The sequence below is a fragment of the Spiribacter onubensis genome, from assembly GCF_040838425.1.
Classification (GTDB): domain Bacteria; phylum Pseudomonadota; class Gammaproteobacteria; order Nitrococcales; family Nitrococcaceae; genus Spiribacter; species Spiribacter onubensis.
The window spans coordinates 23,460-45,171 of sequence record NZ_JBAKFI010000002.1 but is presented as its reverse complement, the minus strand read 5'-3'; the positions used below and the strand labels follow the sequence as shown (position 1 = coordinate 45,171).

Annotated in this window: 21 protein-coding genes; 9 read left to right on the top strand and 12 right to left on the bottom strand. The window is 67.1% G+C overall.

Annotation, left to right across the window (positions count from 1 at the left end; all coding sequences use genetic code 11):
* Positions 1–11: 11 nt before the first annotated feature.
* The 3 genes from V6X63_RS03600 to V6X63_RS03590 are packed head-to-tail and all read right to left on the bottom strand — an operon-like array spanning position 12 to position 2,577.
* Positions 12–704, bottom strand: a complete 693-nt coding sequence (locus V6X63_RS03600) for an MlaC/ttg2D family ABC transporter substrate-binding protein (protein ID WP_367978152.1) — start codon at positions 702–704, stop codon at positions 12–14.
* The gene (locus V6X63_RS03595; RefSeq protein ID WP_367978151.1) at positions 691–1,353 is read right to left on the bottom strand and encodes a hypothetical protein; all 663 of its coding nucleotides are present in this window, start codon (positions 1,351–1,353) and stop codon (positions 691–693) included. Before V6X63_RS03595 ends, V6X63_RS03600 begins: the two co-directional genes overlap by 14 nt.
* A 3-nt stretch (positions 1,354–1,356) precedes the next feature.
* The gene (locus V6X63_RS03590; RefSeq protein WP_367978150.1) at positions 1,357–2,577 is read right to left on the bottom strand and encodes a Bcr/CflA family multidrug efflux MFS transporter; all 1,221 of its coding nucleotides are present in this window, start codon (positions 2,575–2,577) and stop codon (positions 1,357–1,359) included.
* A gap of 143 nt (positions 2,578–2,720) precedes the next feature.
* On the opposite strand from V6X63_RS03590, the gene V6X63_RS03585 reads away from it, so the two are divergent.
* Entirely contained in the window at positions 2,721–3,590 is an 870-nt protein-coding gene (locus V6X63_RS03585) for an NAD-dependent protein deacetylase (RefSeq protein ID WP_367978149.1), read from the top strand.
* Here V6X63_RS03585 and V6X63_RS03580 read toward each other — a convergent pair.
* Positions 3,565–5,112, bottom strand: coding sequence for a PqqD family peptide modification chaperone (locus V6X63_RS03580; RefSeq protein ID WP_367978148.1), 1,548 nt, complete (start codon positions 5,110–5,112; stop codon positions 3,565–3,567). The two genes, V6X63_RS03585 and V6X63_RS03580, sit on opposite strands and share 26 nt — an antisense overlap.
* 77 nt (positions 5,113–5,189) lie before the next feature.
* On the opposite strand from V6X63_RS03580, the gene V6X63_RS03575 reads away from it, so the two are divergent.
* The 3 genes from V6X63_RS03575 to V6X63_RS03565 are packed head-to-tail and all read left to right on the top strand — an operon-like array spanning position 5,190 to position 7,424.
* Positions 5,190–5,672, top strand: a complete 483-nt coding sequence (locus V6X63_RS03575; protein WP_367978147.1) for a GAF domain-containing protein — start codon at positions 5,190–5,192, stop codon at positions 5,670–5,672.
* A gap of 7 nt (positions 5,673–5,679) precedes the next feature.
* Positions 5,680–5,874, top strand: coding sequence for a DUF2256 domain-containing protein (locus V6X63_RS03570; RefSeq protein WP_367978146.1), 195 nt, complete (start codon positions 5,680–5,682; stop codon positions 5,872–5,874).
* Positions 5,871–7,424, top strand: coding sequence for an FAD-binding domain-containing protein (locus tag V6X63_RS03565; RefSeq protein ID WP_367978145.1), 1,554 nt, complete (start codon positions 5,871–5,873; stop codon positions 7,422–7,424). The genes V6X63_RS03570 and V6X63_RS03565 overlap by 4 nt, the downstream gene beginning before the upstream one ends.
* Before the next feature lie 72 nt (positions 7,425–7,496).
* Here V6X63_RS03565 and V6X63_RS03560 read toward each other — a convergent pair whose 3' ends face one another.
* Together V6X63_RS03560 and V6X63_RS03555 are read right to left on the bottom strand one after the other, a co-directional pair.
* On the bottom strand, positions 7,497–8,477 hold the full coding sequence (locus tag V6X63_RS03560) for a porin (protein ID WP_367978144.1): 981 nt from the start codon (positions 8,475–8,477) through the stop codon (positions 7,497–7,499).
* 262 nt (positions 8,478–8,739) lie between these two features.
* Positions 8,740–10,794, bottom strand: a complete 2,055-nt coding sequence (locus V6X63_RS03555; RefSeq protein WP_367978143.1) for a thioredoxin domain-containing protein — start codon at positions 10,792–10,794, stop codon at positions 8,740–8,742.
* 81 nt (positions 10,795–10,875) lie between these two features.
* Between V6X63_RS03555 and ampD the strand changes: the two genes are divergently transcribed.
* Positions 10,876–11,463, top strand: a complete 588-nt coding sequence (gene ampD / locus V6X63_RS03550) for a 1,6-anhydro-N-acetylmuramyl-L-alanine amidase AmpD (protein ID WP_367967188.1) — start codon at positions 10,876–10,878, stop codon at positions 11,461–11,463.
* Complete coding sequence (gene ampE, locus V6X63_RS03545; protein ID WP_367978142.1) at positions 11,460–12,323, top strand: regulatory signaling modulator protein AmpE; 864 nt, start codon at positions 11,460–11,462, stop codon at positions 12,321–12,323. Before ampD ends, ampE begins: the two co-directional genes overlap by 4 nt.
* Here ampE and V6X63_RS03540 read toward each other — a convergent pair whose 3' ends face one another.
* The 6 genes from V6X63_RS03540 to V6X63_RS03515 form a co-directional block, all read right to left on the bottom strand.
* Entirely contained in the window at positions 12,324–12,773 is a 450-nt protein-coding gene (locus V6X63_RS03540) for a universal stress protein (RefSeq protein WP_367978141.1), read from the bottom strand.
* Positions 12,774–12,782: 9 nt separating this feature from the next.
* Positions 12,783–14,066: a TRAP transporter large permease gene (locus V6X63_RS03535; RefSeq protein ID WP_367967185.1), complete on the bottom strand. Its 1,284-nt coding sequence runs from the start codon at positions 14,064–14,066 to the stop codon at positions 12,783–12,785.
* Between the two features lie 3 nt (positions 14,067–14,069).
* Positions 14,070–14,657, bottom strand: coding sequence for a TRAP transporter small permease (locus V6X63_RS03530; RefSeq protein WP_367967184.1), 588 nt, complete (start codon positions 14,655–14,657; stop codon positions 14,070–14,072).
* A gap of 91 nt (positions 14,658–14,748) precedes the next feature.
* Positions 14,749–15,765, bottom strand: coding sequence for a TRAP transporter substrate-binding protein (locus V6X63_RS03525; protein WP_367967183.1), 1,017 nt, complete (start codon positions 15,763–15,765; stop codon positions 14,749–14,751).
* A gap of 225 nt (positions 15,766–15,990) precedes the next feature.
* Positions 15,991–16,653, bottom strand: a complete 663-nt coding sequence (locus tag V6X63_RS03520) for a hypothetical protein (RefSeq protein WP_367967182.1) — start codon at positions 16,651–16,653, stop codon at positions 15,991–15,993.
* Positions 16,654–17,150: 497 nt separating this feature from the next.
* Entirely contained in the window at positions 17,151–17,633 is a 483-nt protein-coding gene (locus tag V6X63_RS03515; RefSeq protein WP_367978140.1) for a pilin, read from the bottom strand.
* Positions 17,634–17,920: 287 nt separating this feature from the next.
* Here V6X63_RS03515 and sucC point away from each other — a divergent pair, with 287 nt between their 5' ends.
* Genes sucC through V6X63_RS03500 form a run of 3 tightly spaced genes read left to right on the top strand, consistent with a single transcriptional unit; the run spans position 17,921 to position 21,689 of the window.
* Positions 17,921–19,090, top strand: coding sequence for an ADP-forming succinate--CoA ligase subunit beta (gene sucC, locus V6X63_RS03510; RefSeq protein ID WP_367978139.1), 1,170 nt, complete (start codon positions 17,921–17,923; stop codon positions 19,088–19,090).
* A gap of 33 nt (positions 19,091–19,123) precedes the next feature.
* Positions 19,124–19,996, top strand: a complete 873-nt coding sequence (sucD, locus tag V6X63_RS03505; protein WP_367978138.1) for a succinate--CoA ligase subunit alpha — start codon at positions 19,124–19,126, stop codon at positions 19,994–19,996.
* A 58-nt stretch (positions 19,997–20,054) separates the two neighbouring features.
* The gene (locus tag V6X63_RS03500) at positions 20,055–21,689 is read left to right on the top strand and encodes an NAD+ synthase (RefSeq protein WP_367978137.1); all 1,635 of its coding nucleotides are present in this window, start codon (positions 20,055–20,057) and stop codon (positions 21,687–21,689) included.
* Positions 21,690–21,712 lie beyond the last annotated feature (23 nt).

Here is a 21,712-nt window from a genome sequence, read left to right as displayed (position 1 = left end):
GCGCGATCCGCTCAGGAGTCTGCGGACTCGGCGCTCTCCTCCTCCCAGGCCTCCTCGACATTCACCGAGCCCTCCTCGAGCGCGGCAATCATGGCATCGACATCGCCGCCGTGGCTTGCCGCCTGCAGGGCGTCGCGGAAGACCAGCAGGATGCTCACGCCGCTGGTCTCGATATCGAACACGCGCCAGCGGTCGTCGCGCTTGTAGAGCTGGATGCGCAGGGTCAGGTCATCGACATGCGGCCCGCGCACCTTGGCCGAGACGATGGCCCGCTTGTCATCCTCGGAGACGGTGCGCAGGGTCACCTCTCCCTCCTCGGCAAAGTCCGCCGCCTCCTCGGCATAGCGCTGCAGGGCCCCGGCATAGAGATTGGCAACCCGCTTCGTCAGCGCGGCCCGCAGGCGCTCGATATCCGCCGGATCGGCTTGGCGCGCGGCCGGCCCCATGGCGAAGCGGGCCATCAGACTGGTATCCACCCAGGGCAGCACCTGCTCGTTGAAGAGCTCGACACCCGCTGCCCGGTCCGTGGCCAGTGTGTCGCGCTCCTCGGCAATGGTCTGCAGGGCCTCGGTGACGACTTCGTGCACCACCTCTTCGGGCGATGCCGGCTCGCCGGCGGCATTGGCACTGGCGGCCACGCTGGCAGGCAGCAGGCCGAACAGCAGCAGGGCGATGGCCAGTGTCAGGGCTTTAGGCGCATTCATCGGCGATCTCCAGCAGGTGATTGAGATAGTCCAGCCGCATCCTTGACAGCCGGATCCGCTCGGCCAGCCCCGGATCCGGGTCCGGCAGGATCTCCAGCAGGTCAGCATGAAAGAATACCCCGAAGCTGTCGATATAGTGCAGGTGATGATTGCGATCGAGTACCAGGTTGTCGACGCCGTAGAGGTCAATGACCCGATCCTCGCGCACGTACCACTGCTCGGCGGTGGCGATGAAATGCCGCAGGGCATCGCGCAGGCGCTCGTCTCGGGCGATCATCGGCGCCAGTTCGGACTGATTGACGGGGTTGGCCACATCGAACCAGCGTCGGACGGTGGGGGCCATGGCGATGGCGCTGGGCTGGCCATCAATGACGGTGCGGACGTACACCGTCCGCGGCACGATGTCGCCCAGCGCGGCCTGCAGCCTCTGGTGATCGCGGTGCAGGATGGTCACCTCAATGGCCGGAATCGGCAGGCGCGGGATCTTGATGACCCGGTCCAGGGTCTGCCGCTCGCCATCGCGGATCACGCTCCCGCTGCTGCGCCAGACCTCGCAGTGATACCCCGCATCGGAGATCAGCGTCGCCGGCAGCCGATCGGTGCGCAGACAGGCGATGCGGTTATCAATGCGGTCGTCTTCGCGGGCCATGGCTCAGGTCGCCGCCGCCAGGCGGCGCTGCTGCTGCCAGAGCACCAGCACCGAGAGCGCGGCCAGGGTGGCGGCGAGGCTCATGACGCTCACCATGGTGAGCAGTGGATGGCCGCCGATCAGCCCCACCAGCCCTGCGCTCAGGGCGCCGAGGCCGAACTGGGCGACGCCGAACAGCGCCGAGGCCGCGCCGGCATGATCCGGATGCCGGTCGAGCAGTCCCGCCACGGTATTCGCCGCGATGATCCCCACCGTGGCGAGCGCGACGAAGAGCACCGGCGTGATCAGCCACTGCGCGGTCACCCCACTGGCGGCCATGGCCAGCAGGATGGCGCTCGCCACGGCCATGGTCAGCACGCCGGCGGTGAGCATGCGGCGATGGCCGAAGCGCATGACCAGTTGCCCGTTGGTGAGGTTGCCGATCAGCAGGCCAATGACGTTGAGCGCAAAGAAGTACCCGAACTGCGCCTGCGGCACGTCAAAGACGCGGGTGTAGACGAACGGGCTGCCCGCCACATAGGCGAACAGCGCGCCGAAGGCCATGCCGCCGGCGCCCAGGTAGGCGAGGCTCAGCGGATCCCGCAGGATCGGGACATAGCCGAGGAAAAGCCGCGTGAGGCGTCCGGTCGGGCGCCGCTCGCGCGGGTGCGTCTCGGGCAGGCCGATCAGGAGCATCGCCGTGCACAGGAGTGCGAAACCGGTCAGCGCCCAGAATGTCGCCCGCCAGCCGAGGCCCGCACTCAGCCAGCCCCCCAGGACCGGCGCGATCAACGGCGCCAGGGTCATGACCAGGATCACGAACGACATCACCCGGGCCGCCCGGCGACCGGCGTAGATATCGCGTACCACGGCCCGCGCGATCACCGGGCCGGCGGCCGCGCCGAAGCCCTGTACCAGGCGCCCGCCAAGCAGCACCTCGATGGTCGGCGCGAGCGCACAGACCAGCGTCGCCGCCAGGTACATGAGAATGCCGGCGAGCAGCGGTCCACGACGTCCATAGCGATCGGCCAGCGGTCCGTACAGGAACTGCCCGCTGGCCAGCCCGACGAAGAACAGCGACAGGCTCAGTTGGGTGAGCGCCGCGCTGACCTGGAGGTCTTCCTCGATCAGCGGCAGGCCGGGCAGATAGAGATCGATGGACAGGGGCGCGAAGGCGGTGATGACGCCCAGGATGACGATCATGGCGACGCCGTCGGGACGGGCCGGGTGAAGGGGTGCGAGCAAGGGTGACCTCTCGTTGCTGGGTGCGCCGGTCAGGTGATCGGTGCGACCACGGCATTGTAGCGTAGCGGCATCTGCCCGCGGTTGACCGCGGGGCTCGGCCTGTGCGGTGATTGAGGTTTTTCGCCCGCAGGAGTTCCATCGCCGTGGCGAGTGCCCGCCCCCTGCCCGAACCGGCCCTGGAGCTGTCCGCCGCCGAACTGGCGGACGCCCTGGCGTGCCGGGCTCCGGCAATGGTGATCACCGGCGCCGGTGTCTCCACGGCATCCGGCATTCCCGATTACCGCGATCATGCCGGGAGCTGGAAGCGCGGCTCGCCCATGCAGCTTGCCGAGTTCACCGGCAGTCACTATGGCCGCCAGCGCTACTGGGCCCGCAGCTTGGTGGGCTGGCGCACCGTGGAGCGGGCCCGGCCCAATGCCGCCCATCGCGCCCTGGCCGGCCTGGCGCGGCAGGGAATCGTGGGGCCCCTCATTACCCAGAACGTCGATGGCCTGCATCAGGCCGCCGGGAGTCCGGATGTACTCGATCTGCATGGCCGCCTCGACCGGGTGGAGTGCCGGGACTGCGGCCGGGTGATCCCACGGGCCCGACACCAGGATCAGCTCGAGGCCGCCAACCCGGGCTGGGCGGAGGCCGCCCGGCGACGCGAGATCGCCCCGGACGGCGACGTCGAACTGGGCGATGTCGACTACGGCCGCTTCGTGGTACCGACCTGCGAGGCCTGTGGTGGCATGCTGAAGCCGGCGGTCACCTTCTTCGGGGAGACCGTGCCCACGGCCCGGGTGGAGGCCGCCTTCGCGGCGCTTGAGGCCGCTCCGGCACTCTGGGTCGTGGGCTCCTCGCTGATGGTCTGGTCGGGCTATCGGTTCGTCCGCGCGGCGGCGGCCGCTGGCAAGCCGGTCTATCTGCTGGGTCTGGGCATCACCCGGGGGGATGCCGAGGCAAGCGGGCGGCACACGGCGGATTGTGCCGAGGGGCTGGCGGCCATCAGCGAGGCGCTCGCGACGCGCTGACCTGGCGCAGCAGCCCGTCCCGGGCCCAGTCGGCGAGGGTGTTGAGCACATCCCATTCCACTCCCTCGCGGGGCCCGGCGCCGGGCAGGGCGGAGAGCTCGGTGATGATGCGCTGTGGATCCAGCCCATCGGCGACATGCAGCCACACCAGCGCGGCCGTGGGATTCGGGGCAAGCCACTGACCCGTTTCGGTGGCGAAAAGCCGCAGCCCGTCATCACCGAACACCTCCTCGACCTGCCAGGGCCGCAGGGGCGGTGGCCTGATGGCCGTGTCGGCAAGCGCCCCGGCGAGGCGCAGATCCGCCGGCCGTGGCGCCGGAAAGTACGGCCAATAGCGCGCGGCATCGGCGCCAGGGAATAGCCGCTCGAAGTCGCCGGCGGCCGCCAGCTCGGCATCTGCCGCGGCGGCGAGCGGGCCCGCTTCGGCGCGCGCATCGGCCCGGGGTCGGTCGGGCGCGTTCAGTCCCAGCAGCGAGACCAGGTCATGGACCATGGCCCGCTTGATGCGACCCTCGGCATCGCCGCCGCCGCCCGCCCCGGCGTAAACGCCCAGCGACGGGTTCAGGTTGCACTCGAGCAGCCAGGGATTCATGTCGGCATCCACCAGGCAGTCCAGGCCGAGGAACTCGTAGCAGCCCTGCGGGTCGGCGCCGGTGGCGAGCGTGGCACTGCGCAGAGTCTCGCGGGCGGCGATGACGGTGATGGTGATCAGCTCGCGCAGACGGCGGAACAAGGCCGCCGGGTCGCGGCCCTCGGCCTGCAGTCGCTCGCGATAGCGGGACAGCTCGATGAAGACCACCGGTTCGTCCATGCCGGTATTGCCGGCATTGATGTCGGGGTTGGTCTGGTGGACGAAGGGGTCGGCGAGGTCATCCAGCGTGTAGGCATGCGAGGCGAGCTTGGCAAAGCCCTCCCGGTAGAGGTAGACCCGCAGGGGCTCGATGCTGCTGATGAGGACATAGAGCCGCAGGACGTATTTGCGCCCGTCGATCAGATGCGGGTCATCGAGGTAGTGCTGGACCACCCAGTCCTCGCCGGTCGGGGCCTCGGCAGGGTCGCGGAGCACCCGGATGCCCTCGCCGCGGGCGCCGTTGGCCGGTTTCTGCAGCCAGAGCCGCCCCGGATGGGCGGCGGCCTCAGCGAGCAGGCGGGCATGATCATCGGGCATGCAGAAGGTCTGCGGAGTGAATTGGCTGCGCCGGACGATCGGGCTGTCCTCGCCATGAATGGCGGCAAGCCGACCGTTGAGGCCGGCGAGGGTGTCCGCCAGAGCGGATTTCACGGTCAGGCAGTGGTTGCCGGGAATGTGGTTGATGCTGCGCCCGCCGATGACCCGGGCGAAGGTCTCGGGCCGGGGCATGCCCACCTGCCAGCGCGTGTGCCAGTCGCCGCCCGCCGCCGGCGCCCACCGGGCCGGGTCGAGGGCCTCGACGAAGAACCGGTCCTCGGGGCCGGGTCGATCGCGGGTGAGGGCGTAGTGGCGCTGGGCCATGGGCGGCGGGGTCTCCGAAACCGGGGTCAAGGCGGCATACTAACCGGGTGTCGGGGCGTTCCCAATGCCCCATTGGCATGACGGTGGATGCAACAATCGGAGGTCCGATGGACACAGCGCGCTATTATCCCGGCTTTGCCGATGACTGGCAGGCGCCCCTGGAGGCGCTCGCCGACGCCTATGGCGTCGACTCGCTGCTGATCATGCGCTCGACGCCGACGCACATGGTCACGGCCGTCAGCGCCGGGCCGCGGCAGGATACTTACCACCCCGGTGATGCCGGGCCGAAGAGCGTGAACGCGGGCTGCCACAAGCTCTACTGCGAGCAGGTGGTCAACGAGGATCGCCCCCTGGAAGTGGCCGATGCCCGAACGGATCCGGAATGGGCCGGTAATGAGGATCTGGTGCGCTTCGGGCTTGGCACCTACCTCGGCTATCCGCTGCATGACGCCGACGGCCAGGTGCTCGGCACGCTCTGCGCCCTGCATGGCGAGGGGTTTGATTTCGACGCCGGCGAGCCGCCCCTGCGCCAGGAGCTTGCGGCCCTCGCTGCGCGCATTGACGCGGCCATCGCCGCCCGCGAGGGTTAGGCAGACGATGCCGGGCGCGCTGCCCAGCAAGACCTGCCCGGTCTGCGGCCGCGAGTTCAACTGGCGGCGCAAGTGGGCGAAGGACTGGGAGAACGTGCGCTACTGCTCGGAGCGCTGTCGCCGCAACCGCCGGCTGGCCGAAACCGAGGGCGCGGCCGAGACACCGCGGGCCGTGCCCAGTGGCCGGAAACGCCGGCGATGAGCCCGCAGCTTGTCTGGTTCAAGCGCGACCTGCGCATCGCCGATCATGCCCCGCTCGCCCGGGCGGTGGCGGCGGGGCCGGTGCTGCCGGTGTATGTCATCGAGCCCGGCTACTGGGCGGAGCCGGATACGGCAGTCCGCCACTGGGCGTTCATCCGCGAGAGCCTGCGCGAACTCGATGCGGCCCTGCAGGCGCTGGGCCTGCGGCTCTGGGTGTTCGAGGCCGATCTACCCGCGCTCTTCGAGTGGCTGCATGCCGGGATCGGTTTCTCTGCCATCCATGCCCACGAGGAGACCGGCAACGGCTGGACGTACCGCCGTGACCGGGCCGTCGCGGCCTGGTGCCGACGCGCCGGTGTCGCATTTGAGCAGACGCCGCAGTTCGGCGTGGTGCGCCCCCTCGCCAGTCGCGATGAATGGGCCGGGCACTGGGAGCGGCGCATGAAGGCCTCCCCCGTGGCACGGCCCACGCAGGCCCTGGCGGTTGAGCCCGGTGCAGCGTTCCGCGCTCACGCCCTCGACCCGCAGGCCCTGCCTGTCGAACGCGGGGTTGGACGCACGTCCTGTCCCGGGCGCCAGGCCGGTGGCCGCGCCGCCGGCGAGGATCTGCTGGCGAGCTTTCTCGCCGAGCGGGCCGAGAACTACCGCCAGGGCATGGCGAGCCCGGTCTCGGCGTGGCGGGTGTGCTCGCGACTCTCCCCGCATATCGCCTACGGCACCCTCTCGCTGCGCGAGATCGTGCAGACCCACCGGCGTCGCTGGGCCGAGGCCCGCGCCGCGGCTCCCCGCTCGCGCTGGGCGCAGTCACTGAAGTCGTTCGAGTCGCGCCTGCACTGGCACTGTCACTTCATCCAGAAGCTCGAGGACGAGCCCGCGATCGAGTACCGCAACATGCATCGCGGCTACGACGGGCTGCGGGATGAGACGAACACCGACCCGGCCCGTCTTTCCGCCTGGATCGAGGGGCGCACGGGATTGCCCTTCGTGGATGCCTGCATGCGCCAGCTCCGCGCCGAGGGGTGGATCAACTTTCGCATGCGCGCCATGCTGGTGGCGGTGTCGAGCTATCACCTGTGGCTGCACTGGCGCGAGCCGTCGCGGGCGCTCGCCCGGCTGTTCACCGACTACGAGCCGGGTATCCATTACTGCCAGTTCCAGATGCAGTCCGGCACCACCGGCATCAACACCCTGCGGATCTACAATCCGGTCAAGCAGTCCCGCGACCAGGATCCCGCCGGCGACTACATCCGTCACTGGATTCCGGCGCTGGCCGCGGTGCCGGCGGAGTGGGTTCACGAGCCCTGGCGGATGCCCGCCGGGCTTCAGCAGCGCTACGGCGTCCGGCTCGGCCGCGATTATCCCGACCCGGTGGTGGATCATGAGCAGGCCGCCCGCGAGGCCCGCGAGCGGATCAAGGCCCATCGCGCCAGCCGCGACCTGCAGCGTGAGTCCGAACGGGTGCGCCGCAAACACGCCAGCCGCACGCCAAGTCCCGAGCGGCCGCGGCGCAGGCGCCGTGCGCCACCCGGTCAGGGCGAACTGGATCTTTAGAAAAAAGAGAACCGCCCGCCGGTTAGCGACGCCGGCGGACGGTTCGGGGTGGGGGACAGCGGTCGGACTGGATCAGAACTCGTAGATCAGACCCGCGACGCCGAGCTTGTCGGTGTCGCCCGCATCGATCACATTGCCGTTGGAGAGCTGACGGTCCAGATCACCATACTCGGCAAAGATCATGACGCTGTCGGCAAGCTCGTAGTTGATGCCCGCCGCGACCTGACTGCTGCTGCTGCCGTTTTTCGGGTCAAAGTTCTGCGCACCGCCGTAGAGGTCACCACCGCCGTAGTCATAGCTCACTACAACGGCCGTGAAATCCTGGTCGTTACCGTCCTGGTTGTTGACCTGGGAGAAACGGGCACCGACCTCAACACGCTCGGAGATGTCCGCCACCGCTGAGAAGCCGAGGACATGATCCTCTGACTTGAAGTCACTGCCTTTGGAGGAGTCTTTCGAGCCACGGCTGTCATAGGCGGCAGCCAGAGCCAGCGGTCCGAAATCATACTCGGCAGCGGCGATCAGGCTGACCTTGGCGCTCTGGTTGTCACGGTTCTTATGGCGGCCCTGCAGACGGAAGGAAAACCCATCGAAGTCCGGGCTGTAGTAGGTGACCATGCTGTCTTCGTTGGTCAGATCGGCGCCCTCGAAACTCGCATTCTCGAACGGATCCACCGCGTCGCTGATCAGGTCCTCATAGACGTTATCGCTCGCACCAACGGCGACTTCACCGAACTCACCCACGAAGCCGAGGACGCTGCCGTCGCGCTTGACGTCGTCGTTGTTACCGAGGACGTTGAACTCGAACTCAGCCTCCGCGTAGGCCGTGATCCCATTGCCCAGATCGCGCTCGCCGGCAATGACGACCTTCGACCCGTCGTCGACGAACTTGGTGTCATCATTACCGTCGTCGCGCTTCTCGTAGAGATAGTTGAGGACAATCTCACCGCCCAGGGTGAGGGTGGTGCCTTCGACTTCGAACTCGGCGGCCTGGGCGCCGGCGGTGGCCATGCCAGCGGCGGCGAGGAAGGCCAGTTTGGATGCGTGCTTCATCACGTGATTCCTCATTTGGACAATGTCGTTGCGTTGGCGCGACACCCGGCCGTGGAGGCCGCGGTCGCGACTGGCGATGACATTGCCCGGAAGATGTGACGAGCCGATGAGGATCCGGTGACGATTTCCGGTCAGTTCAGTGGCATTTCTCGGTCATTCCTATGACAGCCGTGGCGGGACGGCAACGCGCCGCCCCGCCTGTGTGGTGGATGCGAGACAGTGCGGGCGTGGTGGGTCCGAGCGGGGCGGGGCCGTTGGAGCGTCAATCGCGCTCGGCGAGACGATCACTGAGTTCGGCGGGCGTGCGGGCCACGGGCAGGCAGGTGTGACCGCGACAGACCCAGGCCCCACTGCCGTCGGTGGGGGCGGCTGCGGCCATCTCGCCGGGCCCCGGCATGAAGATCAGCCGCTGCGGGTGGTAGCCGGCCTCGGCCACTTCCCGCAGGGCCGCTGCGGTGGCGCCATCCGCCCGGATGATCACCTGCTCCGGTGGCGCCAGCAGCTCGTCCAGGGCGTCGAGTACCGCGCAATGGGCGGCCGGCGCCTTGTCGATGCTCTCGGCGGCCGCGGCCACCGCCCGCTTGGCAGCCGTGCTGTAGCGGCGGTCGCCGACCCACTGACCGAGGCGATTGAGGGCGAGGGCGGCCACGCCGTTGCCGGCGGGCAGGGCGTCATCGGTCCAGGCCCGTGGGCGCTGGATGAGCGTCTCGTGGTCGGCCGCGGTGAAAAAGAAGCCCCCCGCCTCGGGGTCTTCGAACTGCTCGAGCAGCACATCCCCCAGGGCCATGGCCCAGTCGGTCCGGCCCGCGGACCAGCGTGCCTGCTGCAGCTCGATGAGCGCGGCGAGCATGAAGGCATGATCATCGAGGTAGCCGGGGAGATCGGCGCGTCCGTCACGCCAGCTCGCCAGCAACCGCCCGTCCCGCCACAGATGCTCGCGCACGAAGTGCTCCGCCTGCTCGGCACGGTCGATGAGGTCGGGTAGATCGAGGAAACGACCGGCGCGGGCCAGGCCGCGGATCATCAACGCATTCCAGGCCGTCAGCGCCTTGTCGTCGCGGCCGGGGCGCTCGCGTCCATCGCGCGCGGTGCGGAGTTTCTGCTGGGCGGATTGCCAGCGCGCCACCAGCGCCTCCCGCGGTGTCTTGAGCACCTTGGCGAGCTCCGAGAAGGCCATATGCACCTGGGGGTGCCAGCGGCCCTCGAAATTGGGTTTCTCATCGAGCCCCAGCCGTCGGATGACCAGCTCGGCCTCCTCGGCATCGACGACGGCGCGGATCTCCTCGGGGGTCCACAGGTAGAACGCGCCCTCGCCGGCGCTGGTGTCGGCATCCAGCGAGGTGGCGAAGCCGCCCGCCGGCAGCTGCATCTCGCGCAGGGCCCACTCGGCGGTCTCGCGGGCGATACGGCGGAAAAACCGGTCGCCGGTGGCGCGGTAGGCGTCGCTGGCCACGCCGATGAGCAGGGCATTGTCCGAGAGCATCTTCTCGAAGTGCGGGATCATCCACTCGCCGTCCACCGAGTAGCGGGCGAAGCCGCCACCCACCTGGTCGTAAATCCCGCCGAGCGCCATGCGCCGCAGGGTGTGGCAGGCCATATGCAGCGCGCCCCGGTCGGCCTCTCCGCCCTGCTGGCTGCGGGCGTAATGGCGTAGCAAGCGCTCCAGCGCCACCGGCTGGGGGAACTTGGGGGCATCGCCGAAGCCGCCATGGGCCGGATCGAACCGCTCGCCGAGCTGCAGGCGGGCGGCTTCCAGCGCGTCGCTGCCGGGCAGCCCGGCGCCGGCGGTACCCGCGCTCAGCCGATCCATGACCCGCTGCAGATCGGCATTCTGTTCGGTGATCTCGTCGCGATGGTCCTGCCAGACCCGGTGGATGCGGTCCATGACATCGCCGAAGCCGGGCATGCCTTCCCGGGGCTCGGCCGGGAAGTAGGTCCCGGCAAAAAAGGGCACCTGGTCAGGGGTGAGGAAGACGGTCAGGGGCCAGCCACCGCCGCGTCCCACCAGCAGTTGATGGGCGGTCTGGTAGATGCGATCCAGGTCCGGGCGCTCCTCGCGGTCGACCTTGATGTTGATGAAATCGCGGTTCATCTGCTCGGCGATGGCCGGATGCTCGAAGCACTCGTGGGCCATGACATGGCACCAGTGACAGGCCGAGTAACCGATGGACAGCAGAATCGGGCAGTCGCGCTCGCGGGCAGCGGCAAGGGCGGCGTCATCCCAGGGCTGCCAGTGCACCGGATTGGCGGCGTGCTGGCGCAGATAGGGGCTGGTCGTCGCCTCCAGACGATTGGTGTCGATGGCCGGTGAGGGCATGGTTCGATCCCGCAGATTCCTGTCCGATGCAGGATGCTATCATCCGCGGCTCAGGCGGGTCTTACCGAGGAAGGAGGCTGGATGCAGGTCGATGCGTCAACCGGGCTGATCGCCGGTGTGTCTTTCGTGGATTCGCCGAACCGCGGCCCCCGACCGCCAGGCAGTGAACCGGAGTTGGTCGTGGTACACGGCATCAGTCTGCCGGCCGGGCAGTTCGGTGGCGGTTATATCAGCCAGCTCTTCACCAACCAGCTCGACACCCGCACGGACCCACGCTTTGCCGAGCTGGCCGGTCTGCGGGTATCCGCCCATGTCCTGATCGCGCGGGACGGGCATCTGACCCAGTTCGTTCCGTTCGGCCAGCGGGCCTGGCACGCCGGTGATTCGGTGTTCCAGGGCCGTCATGAGTGCAATGACTTCTCCATCGGCATCGAGCTGGAGGGCACCGACGGGTCCGGTTTTCGTGATATCCAGTACGAGCGGCTGGAGTCGATCATCCGACTGCTGCGTGAATGCTACCCCGGTATCGGTGCCGATCGGGTGGTGGGGCACTGTCATATCGCGCCGGGCCGCAAGAGTGACCCCGGCCCGGATTTCGACTGGGGGCGGCTGCAGCGCAACCTCGGCATCATCCGGCCGACGACCCAGCGCAGGGTCCTGTCGAAGTGAAACTGATCGCGCTCATCGCCTCGCTGCTCGTCAACAGCCACCTGCCACCGGGCGGCTGGCGCAGCGCCCGCGGCTTCTACCGCTATGCGGCCTGGCTGCAGGCCCGGCTGATGCCGCTTCATGCCTGGAATCATGCCTGCGGACTGGCACTGCTCCTGGTGCCGCTGCTGGCCCCGGTGGCGCTGCTGCAGTGGTCGCTTGGCGATGCCCTGTTCGGCCTGCCGAAGCTGGTGCTGGGTATCGCCGCGCTGTGTTTTGCCTTCGGGGGTGGTGAGACGCTGGAGACGGAGGTGGCGGCCTTCACCGCGGCCTGGCGCCGTGGCGACGAGGCGGCCGCGGCGGCGGCGCTGAATGATCTCTCCGGCGGGCAGGCCGGTGAGATGGCCTTCGAGGACCTGCCCGAGGCCGCCGCCGGGCATCTGGTGCTGCGGGCGCGGACCCGGCTCTTCGCACCGATCTTCTGGTTCGTGCTGCTCGGTCCGCTGGGAGCGTTCGGCTACCGCCTCGCCGTGCTCGCCCGCGGCTTTGGCGACTGCCACGACAATGCCGGCCCGGGCTACTGCGGCCGGGCCGCTGAACTGCTGGCGCTACTCGACTGGCTCCCGGATCGGCTGATGGCGCTCGCGCTCGCCCTTGCCGGGCATTTCGGCGGCGCCTGGGGCGTCTGGGAGCAGACCGCCGGCGAGGAAGCGCCGCGGCGCCTGGCGGAGACCGGGCTGGCAGCGCTGGGGATTCCACCGGCGGGTGCCCCGCGGGACCTCACCGCCGAGGCGGTGGCCGACGTCCACGGTCTGCTGCGGCGCACGCTCTACGTCTGGCTGGCACTGGTCGCCGCCGGCGTGCTCCTCGCCATCGGCTGATCAGACCACGAGTACCGGGCAATGGGCGGCGCCGGCCACCCGATGGGCGACGCTGCCGAGCAGCACACTCGCCTCGTCGGTGGTGCCCTGGGCGCCGACCACGATGAGATCGCACTCGCGCTGCCGGGCGAACTGGACGATGGTGCTCGCCGGCCGTCCACCCTTTACGAACGCCCGCAGCCGTTCCTTGGGCACATCGTGATCGGTGATGTACTGCTTGGCCGACATGGCGATGTCGGTCGCATATTCCTTGAGCGCGTCATCGGGCAGGTCCAGCCGTCCAGGCCGGACCATGGAGAGTGACGCTTCGCGCAGGCTGTGGTGCTTGAACACGCAGAGGACGAGAATCTCCGCATCGGTAAGCCGCTGCAGGCCGATGGCCTTCTCCAGCGCCTTCATGGCGCCGCTGGAGCCATCCACGGGAACCAGGATTCGATTGAATACCGCCATTCGCCGCCCCTAGTTGAACATCAGATCGCGCAGGCCCAGGGCAATCTGCGGGAACATGATCAGTAGTGCCGCCGCCGCCACCAGCATGAGGACGAACGGTGGTGTCCCGCGGATGACCTCCATATACGGCCGCTTGAAGATGGCAATGGCCGTGAAGATATCGCAGCCGAATGGCGGCGTCGCCGAACCGATGGCCACCTGCAGGGTGATCAGTATGCCCACCAGCACCGGGTCGAGGCCGGTGGCCTCGATGGCCGGCATGAAGATCGGCGTGAGAACCAGGATCACCACGATTGGATCGACGAACATGCAGGCGATGAAGAACGCGATACAGATGGCGATGAGCACGCCGACGGGGCCGGCGTCGTTGATGCCCACCGCGCCCAGCACCGCGTCCGGGATCTGGGCGAAGGAGATGATCCAGGAAAAGCCGTTGCCCGCGCCCACGAGGATGAATACCACCGCCGTGATCAGCCCCGTCGACTTGGCGATCGCCCAGATATCGCTCGCCTTGAGCGAGCGGAAGATCACGAACTCGAGAATCAGGGCGTAGAGGACGCACACGGCCGCCGCCTCGGTGGGGCTGAAGACACCGCCGTAGATGCCGCCGACGATGATCAGCGGAAAGCCGAGGGGCCAGAGCGCCTGGCGGACGGCGGCCAGGCGTTCGCCCCAGCTCGCCTTCTCTTCGGTGGGGACGTCCATGACCCGCGCATAGATCATGCAGTAGACGGCGAACATGCCGAGGATCATCAGTCCGGGGCCGATGCCGGCGATGAACAGCTCGCCGATGGATGTCTCCGAGATGACGCCGTAGACGATCATGCCGATGCTGGGCGGGATCAGGAAGGCGATATCACTCGAGTTGATGATCAGCGCCAGGGTGAAGGAGTCCTTGTAGCCGGCCTTTAGCATGCGCGGGCGCAGCGGCGAGCCGATGGCGACCACGGTGGCCTGGGTCGAGCCCGAGACCGCGCCGAACAGCGTGCAGGAGGCGGCGGTGCTCACCGCCAGTCCGCCCTTGATGTGGCCGATGAAGCTCATGACCATGTTGATCAGCCGCTCGGCGGAGTGCCCGCGGGTCATGATGTCGGCGGCGAGGATGAACATCGGGACCGCGATCAGCGACGCCGGGCGGATGCCGGCGAGGATCTGCTGGATGAGCGTCTCCATCTGGCCAAAGCCGCCGAACATCATCGTAAAGCCGATGGTCGCGCCGGCGATCAGCGGCACCATCATCGGAAAGCCGAGGAGCAGGAGGATGACCATGGCGGTGAACATGATGATGCCCATGGCCTATACCTCGGTCTCGGTGTCGCTGTAGCCATCGACCATGGCGGTGGAGAGATAGACGTCCTTTTCGCGCAGGTTCTTGATGGCGGTGAGGAAGTACTGGATGCCGGTGATCCCGAAACCCAGCGGGACCCAGACGTAGATCGTCCAGATCGGGAAGCCGAGGGCCGGCAGCACGCGGCCGCTGTCCCGTACATCGATGATGTACCAGACCGAGAAATACAGCAGGAAGAACATCGTGGCGGAGGTCACCAGGGCGATGATGATCATCACCGCCTTGCGGCCGCGCACGGGGAAGGCGTCGTAGATCGCGGACATGCGGATGTGACGGCCGTGACGGGCGGCATAACCGATGCCGGCGAAGGTGATCATGATGATCAGGATGCGGTTGATCTCGCCGGAGAAGAAGATGCTCTGGCCCAGCGCGAAGCGCCCGACCACATTGGCGATGGTGTTGATGGCCATGAGCAGGACGCCCAGGGCCAGGATGACCGCTTCAAGGCGGGCGAGGAAGGTGTCGAGCAGTCCCAGCGGACCCGGCAGGTCCGATCGATAGGCCTTCTCGGCGGCTTCGTCTTCTTCAGCGCTCATTGTGACTGGCCTCCCCGCTGAGAAACAGGAAGGGGGTGGGCCCGCGGTGCGGACCGCACCCCCTCCGAAGCGACGGTCATCAGGCGGCTGATCAGTCGTTCTGAACCGCCTGGAGATCGGCCTTGAACTGCTCGAGCAGGACTTCGCCGTTCTCACCCGTCATCTCGAGGTAGGCCTCTTCGACCTGCGGCGCACGGGCCTTGAAGGCCTCGATCTGCTCGTCGGTCAGACGCGTGACCGTCACCTCGTCGGAGGCCGCGAGGATCTTGTCCAGCGACTCGTCGGCCAGGCCCTGGATATGCTCCATGGTCACGTCATAGGCGTGATCGGACGCGTCGACGATGAGCTGCTGCTCATCGGCCGGCAGGCCGTCGAAGAAGTCCTTGTTGGCCATCGACGCGGTGGTGAACCAGCCATGTCCGGTGAAGATCAGGTTCGGAGAGACCTCGTAGAGGCCGCCGGACTCGATCCAGAAGATGGGGTTCTCCTGGCCGTCGATCACGCCGGTCTGCAGACCACCGTAGACCTCACCCCAGGGCAGCGGCGTGGCCGTCGCGCCGAAGGCGTTGTAGGTCTCCGAGAGCAGCGGGTTGGTCATGACCCGGATCTTCTTGTTGTTGAAGTCCTCGGGGCTCGTCACGATCTCATCGACGGTGACGACCATTTCGCCCTCGGGATACATGTTCAGCAGCTCGAGGCCATGCTCGGCGTAGAGCTCGGGGAAGATCTCGTGGATCGCCTCGCTCTCGTCGAAGAACTCCAGCACCGTCTCTTCATCGGTGGGCAGCAGGTAGGGCACGAAGAAGATCTGGGCCGCGGGCAGCCAGGCACCGCTGAACCCCGGTGACTGGTTGACGAACTCGAGGATGCCGGCCTGTGCCTGCTCCATGATGTCGTCGGACTCGCCCAGCTCGCCGAAGCGGTAGACCTCGACCGTGTTGTCGGAGTTGGACTCGATGTAGTCCTTGAAGGCCATGGCGTAGACGTCCTGGACGTCGCCCTCGAACTCTTCGTGGGCGTATCGCCAGGTATCGGCGAGGGCGGCCGTGGACAGGCCCATTGCCAGCGCACCGGCCGCGGCACGCGTGAAGATGGCGGATGACTTCATGTGTAAGTCTCCTTGTTGCTGTTTCGGGTGACGGCGGAATGCCGGTCACTTGCCGATTGGCAGCCATCACAGGATTGTGACAGTCGGTTTAACGCTAGCCCGCCCTGTTGACGGGGGTCAAGTGAACGCGAAAACCACGGATATGGCCTGAATCCTGCAAGGATCTCTCGGCTGTGGCTGGGGTCCGGCGGGTGATCCTGCGGACTCCGGCTTGTCCCGGATTGCTTATCGTTTCCCGCGGGAGCGGGGGAGATCTGCGCGTCGCGGGTATTGCCGACCGGCATAGGCCCGGCTCTGCATGCGCACCGTGGCGGTGGTCAGGATGGGTAGCCGTCCGTTGGCGAGCATCAGGCGCTCGCGGGAGTCATAAGCATTGGTCCAGCGGGTTGCCGCGCGAACGGCCTGGAGAATGAACCAGTTGGCGTAGGGTACCTTGAGCTCGTAGCCATAGCGGGCCTGAACGCGAAGGAGGGTGGCGTCCTGGATGTTCAGGTCGCTGCGCGGTCCCGGCTGCGTCGAGGCGGCCTCGAGGCGGCGGTAGGGCAGGTAGCGCCGGCCCTGCCGATCACGCCGGGCGTGGTCGATGAAGGCCTCCTGCGTGGGGTTGAGGATGCGCAGATCGAGGTTGATCCGGCTATCCGGCATGGCCCGGGTGATGAACGTGCGCTCAAAAGCGGTGGCTGTCGGCCTGGCGAGTTCCATCGGCGTGATCGCCCGAGCGAAGGCGTTGCGCATCGCCCCCATGTCCGCATTATTGAGGGCGCCGGCCCGCGCGGCCATCAGGGTGGCATGGTCGATCACCGCCCGCGCCTCGTGAATGAACGCCCACTGCGCGACGGAGAGCCCCAGGACCAGAATCACCGGCAGCGCGATCAATGTTTCGAGCATGACGCTGCCGGTGTTGCAGTGGCGGGTGGAGGGAGAGGGAGGTGTTGCATGGGGTGGCTGTGCCCTCCGCACATGGATATGGCACACGCCCCCGCTCCACGATTGATACACATCGTCACGCCCGGGAGCCCTGCCGCGGGCGCGACGAGGGAATGAGTAAAGGGCTCCCGCCGCGGCTGCACACGATCTGTACACACGCCTGATCCGCATCACCACGCCCGCGACGCCACCGGCCATGCAGATGTTGACGCCGCGCCGGATGGGGCAATGGCGTCTGAGGTGATCGTGTGGAGTCATCGTGTGGACTGATCGTGTGGACTGATCGTGTGGACTGATCGTGTGCGACGCGTCGGCCAGAGCATCCCCAACCTCCTTCGATCACCGCTGCATTCGCACCACGACAGAATGGCGCCGGCAGCGCGACCTTAATGTTGGCTCGCGCCACCGGTGTGGGTTGGGTTTGCAGCCAAGCTGAGCCGAGTTGCTTGGCGGGCGGTTCAGGTGCCGCTGTTACCGGCCTGGCGGCAATTGGCGGGGGCATATTTTGCAGGGAGATCGCCGCCATTGGTTGTCGCGCTGCATGTCCAGCTCAGGTTGTTACCAGATGTGTCAGGTATGAAGGCGAGGCTGCTACCAGCGGAGATATCATCACCAACCTCTTTGAAGCTGACGACGATTGTTCCTTTGGCAATGTCTGTAGCTGAACCATCCCTCAGAGAGATATCGCTAATTAGGTCCGTCTCGTAATCAGCACCCAACCCGAGCCCCGCTTCCGTATTCGATGTCGGCAGCTCTCCGTTCGCATAGTAATAGTCCGCAACGCTGGTCTTGACGGCGCCGGCAGCCGTGACCGCCTCCGTCACCTTGGCTCGCACCGTGTAATCCGAATAGGCCGGTACGGCGACGGCGGCGAGGATGCCGATGATGGCGACGACGATCATCAGCTCGATCAGCGTGAAACCCTTCTGTCGATTCCGCATGAATGGACCTCCATATTGATGCGCGGGCGGAAGGTGATGGCCCGCGGGGTGTATTCGACCGGAGGCAGTGGGGGCGGGGTTGTGGCCTGGATCACAGCGCAGATTGATGGTGCTCTGATGCCGGCCGGTGGCTTTATGGCCCCGGTGAACGGCAGTCGCGATGCCAGTGGGTGCCGGTCTCGGTGGCGGCCGGAGGGTGCCGTTACCTTGCGGTGCGACATTTTTTTGAATCGGCCCGGCGAATCGTGGAGAATGCGGCCAATTTTATTCGAGGAGGCGGAGCGTCCATGAACCTTCACGAGTTCCAGGCGAAGCACATCTTCAGCCAGTACGGTATTCCCATTCCCAAGGGTTTCGTGGCCCGTTCCGCCGCCGAGGCGAAGTCCGCGGCCGAGCAGCTCGGCGGACCGGTCTGGGTGGTCAAGGCCCAGGTTCACGCCGGTGGCCGGGGCAAGGCCGGCGGCGTGAAGATCGCCAAGAGCCTCGACGAGGTCACGCAGTACACCGAAGAGATGCTCGGCACGCGGCTGGTTACGCATCAGACCGACGAACACGGCATGCCGATCAACTCGGTGATGATCGAGGAAGGGCTCGACATCGCCCGCGAGATCTATCTCGGTGCCCTGGTCGACCGCGCCAGCAAGCGCGTCGTCTTCATGGGATCGGCCGCCGGTGGCATGGACATCGAGGAGGTCGCCGCCACCGAGCCGGAGAAGATCATCACCGTGCGCGTCAACCCGGTGGCCGGGCTGCAGCCCTACCAGTGCCGGCAGATGGGCTTCGCACTGGGCCTCACGCCGGCGCAGATCAAGCAGCTCACGCAGATCATGCGCGGTCTCTACCGCTGCTTTGAGGAACGCGACCTCAGTCTCGTCGAGATCAACCCGCTCATCGTCACCGGCGACGACGAGCTGCTGGCGCTGGATGCCAAGATCAACGTCGATGACAATGCCATCGAGGTGAACCGCCAGGCTGAGATCGCCGACATGCGCGATATCAGCCAGGAAGACGAGACCGAGGTGCAGGCCGCCGAGCACGGCCTCAACTACATCACCCTGGACGGCAACATCGGCTGCATGGTCAACGGCGCGGGCCTGGCCATGGCCACCATGGACGTGATCAAGCTCCACGGCGGCGAGCCGGCCAACTTCCTCGATGTCGGCGGCGGCACCAACAAGGAGCGCGTCACCGAGGCGTTCAAGATCATCTCGGCCAGCCCCGACGTCCAGGGCATCCTGGTCAACATCTTTGGCGGCATCGTCCGCTGCGACATGATCGCCGAGGGCGTCATCGCCGCGGTCAAGGAGGTGGGCGTGAACGTGCCGGTGGTGGTCCGGCTCGAGGGCACCAACGTCGAGCAGGGCAAGCAGCTCCTCGCCGAGAGCGGCCTCGACATCATCCCCGCCGACGATCTCACCGACGGCGCAGAAAAGGTGGTCGGCGCGGTCAGCGCCTGATCCCGCAACCCGGACAGCAGACGAGGAATTCTCATGAGTATTCTGGTGGACAAGCACACCAAGGTCATCGTCCAGGGCTTCACCGGGAAGCAGGGCACCTTCCACGCCGAGCAGTGCATCGCCTACGGCACCAACATCGTCGGCGGCACCACCCCGGGCCGTGGCGGCGAGACGCATCTCGATCGCCCGGTGTTCAACACCGTGCGCGATGCCGTGGACGACACCGGTGCCGATGCCTCCATGATCTACGTGCCGGCGGCCTTTGCCGCTGACGCCATCCTTGAGGCCGCCGAGGCCGGCATCAAGGTCATCGCCTGCATCACCGAGGGCATTCCGGTCCTCGATATGCTCAAGGTCAAGGCGGCGCTGGACTTCTACGACGCCACGCTGATCGGCCCCAACTGCCCCGGCATCATCACGCCGGACGAGTGCAAGATCGGCATCATGCCTGGCCATATCCACAAGGCCGGCTCCATTGGCATCGTCTCCCGCTCCGGCACCCTGACCTACGAGGCGGTCAAGCAGACCACCGACATCGGCATGGGCCAGAGCACCTGTGTGGGCATCGGGGGTGATCCCATCCAGGGCATGAGCTTCATCGATGTCATCGAGAAGTTCGAGGCCGATCGCCAGACCAAGGGCATCGTCATGGTGGGCGAGATCGGCGGTACCGCCGAGGAAGAGGCCGCGGAGTACATCCAGGCGCATGTCCGCAAGCCGGTGGTGGCCTACATCGCCGGCGTCACCGCGCCTCCCGGCAAGCGCATGGGCCACGCCGGGGCCATCATCAGCGGTGGCAAGGGCACGGCGGCGGACAAGTTCGGCGCGCTGGAGAAGGCCGGTGTGGCCACGGTGCGTTCGCCGGCGGAGATCGGCCAGCGGGTCAGTGACGCGTTCACCGGCTGATTGACACCCGCTGCCTGACGGGTTGGCAGCCCATGACCGGGGGAGGCATCCTGCTCGGATGAACGAGCGCCTGCGCTTTGCAATGGCCCAGCTCAACCTCCTCGTTGGGGATGTGGCGGGTAACACCGATGCCGTGATCGCGGCGGCCACCGAGGCGCGTGACCGCCTCGGTGCGCAATTGGTCTTCTTCCCGGAGCTCACGCTGACCGGCTACCCGCCGGATGATCTGCTGCTGCGGCCGGATTTCATCGCCGCCGTGGAGCGGGGTATCGACCGCATCGCCGATGCGGCGCGGGGCATCACCGTGATCGTCGGGGCGCCCCGGCTCGAGGCCGGGCACCTTCATAACGCCGCGCTGGTCATCCGCGACGGTGCGGTGGTGGCGCATTACGCCAAGCAGGAACTTCCCACTTACGGTGTCTTCGACGACCTGCGCTACTTCACGCCGGGTGAGACGCCCTGCGTGGTGGACGTGGCGGGCTGTCGAGTGGGCGTGACCATCTGCGAGGATGCCTGGCATGCCGGACCCGTGGGGCAGGCCGCCGCCGCCGGTGCCGATCTGATCGTCAACCTCAACGCCTCGCCCTTCGACCAGTACAAGGGCAGCGCCAGGGCGTCGGTGCTGCGCGACCGCATCGCCGAGACCGGCCTGCCGATCCTCTACTGCAACATGGCCGGAGGGCAGGACGAGGTGGTCTACGACGGCGGCTCCTGCGCCTTCGATGGCAATGGCGACCTCATGTCGCGGGCCCCGAATTTCGACACCGGCCTCTATCCGGTGGATATCGAGCGCATCCATCGTCGCTGGACCCCGCTCGAGGGCGCCATCGAGCCCTCGCTCTCCGCCGAGGCCGTGGTCTACGAGGCCCTGGTCTGGGGCGTACGCGACTACGTCGAGAAGAACCGCTTCCCCGGTGTGGTGATCGGGCTCTCCGGCGGGATCGATTCGGCCCTGGTCGCCGCCATTGCTGTCGACGCCCTGGGCGCGGATCGTGTGCACTGCGTGATGATGCCCACGCGCTATACCTCGGAGATGAGCCATACCGATGCCGGCGTCATCGCCGAGGCCCTCGGCGTGCGCTACGACACCGTGGCCATCGAATCGGTGTTCAACGAATTCCACTCGGTGCTGTCCCCGGTCTTCGGCGACCGGCCGGCGGATGTCACCGAGGAGAACCTGCAGTCGCGGATCCGCGGCACACTGCTGATGGCGGTGTCCAACAAACTCGGCGGGCTGGTGCTCGCCACCGGCAACAAGAGCGAGATGGCGGTGGGTTACGCGACGCTCTACGGCGACATGGTCGGTGGCTTCTCGCCGCTGAAGGATATCTTCAAGACCGAGGTCTACCGCCTGGCGCGTTATCGCAACACCCTGGCCGAGGTGATCCCCGAACGGGTTCTCTCGCGCCCGCCCAGTGCCGAACTGGCGCCGGACCAGAAAGACACCGACAGCCTGCCCGAGTACGCCGAGCTCGATGCCATCCTCGCCGCTTATGTCGAGGAAGATGCCAGCATCGAGGAGATCGTCGATCACGGGCACGAGCGGGAGACGGTCGAGCAGGTCGTGCGGCTTCTCCATCGCAATGAATACAAGCGCCGCCAGGCCGCCCCCGGCGTCAAGGTGACCACCAAGGCATTCGGTCGTGACCGGCGCTATCCGATCACCTCGGGGTTTGGCCGTCAGCCGGCCTGATACACTGTGGCACTCTTTGAAAG

What these genes read in the sequence shown, in the direction of transcription:
- V6X63_RS03595 (WP_367978151.1), bottom strand. Translation starts at nt 1,353, where the DNA reads ATGGCCCGCGAAGACGACCGCATTGATAACCGCATCGCCTGTCTGCGC.
- V6X63_RS03560 (WP_367978144.1), bottom strand. Translation starts at nt 8,477, where the DNA reads ATGAAGCACGCATCCAAACTGGCCTTCCTCGCCGCCGCTGGCATGGCC.
- V6X63_RS03565 (WP_367978145.1), top strand. Translation starts at nt 5,871, where the DNA reads ATGAGCCCGCAGCTTGTCTGGTTCAAGCGCGACCTGCGCATCGCCGAT.
- V6X63_RS03575 (WP_367978147.1), top strand. Translation starts at nt 5,190, where the DNA reads ATGGACACAGCGCGCTATTATCCCGGCTTTGCCGATGACTGGCAGGCG.
- V6X63_RS03535 (WP_367967185.1), bottom strand. Translation starts at nt 14,066, where the DNA reads ATGGGCATCATCATGTTCACCGCCATGGTCATCCTCCTGCTCCTCGGC.
- V6X63_RS03600 (WP_367978152.1), bottom strand. Translation starts at nt 704, where the DNA reads ATGAATGCGCCTAAAGCCCTGACACTGGCCATCGCCCTGCTGCTGTTC.
- V6X63_RS03570 (WP_367978146.1), top strand. Translation starts at nt 5,680, where the DNA reads ATGCCGGGCGCGCTGCCCAGCAAGACCTGCCCGGTCTGCGGCCGCGAG.
- V6X63_RS03525 (WP_367967183.1), bottom strand. Translation starts at nt 15,765, where the DNA reads ATGAAGTCATCCGCCATCTTCACGCGTGCCGCGGCCGGTGCGCTGGCA.
- sucC (WP_367978139.1), top strand. Translation starts at nt 17,921, where the DNA reads ATGAACCTTCACGAGTTCCAGGCGAAGCACATCTTCAGCCAGTACGGT.
- V6X63_RS03515 (WP_367978140.1), bottom strand. Translation starts at nt 17,633, where the DNA reads ATGCGGAATCGACAGAAGGGTTTCACGCTGATCGAGCTGATGATCGTC.
- V6X63_RS03555 (WP_367978143.1), bottom strand. Translation starts at nt 10,794, where the DNA reads ATGCCCTCACCGGCCATCGACACCAATCGTCTGGAGGCGACGACCAGC.
- V6X63_RS03500 (WP_367978137.1), top strand. Translation starts at nt 20,055, where the DNA reads ATGAACGAGCGCCTGCGCTTTGCAATGGCCCAGCTCAACCTCCTCGTT.
- ampD (WP_367967188.1), top strand. Translation starts at nt 10,876, where the DNA reads ATGCAGGTCGATGCGTCAACCGGGCTGATCGCCGGTGTGTCTTTCGTG.
- sucD (WP_367978138.1), top strand. Translation starts at nt 19,124, where the DNA reads ATGAGTATTCTGGTGGACAAGCACACCAAGGTCATCGTCCAGGGCTTC.
- V6X63_RS03540 (WP_367978141.1), bottom strand. Translation starts at nt 12,773, where the DNA reads ATGGCGGTATTCAATCGAATCCTGGTTCCCGTGGATGGCTCCAGCGGC.
- V6X63_RS03520 (WP_367967182.1), bottom strand. Translation starts at nt 16,653, where the DNA reads ATGCTCGAAACATTGATCGCGCTGCCGGTGATTCTGGTCCTGGGGCTC.
- V6X63_RS03530 (WP_367967184.1), bottom strand. Translation starts at nt 14,657, where the DNA reads ATGAGCGCTGAAGAAGACGAAGCCGCCGAGAAGGCCTATCGATCGGAC.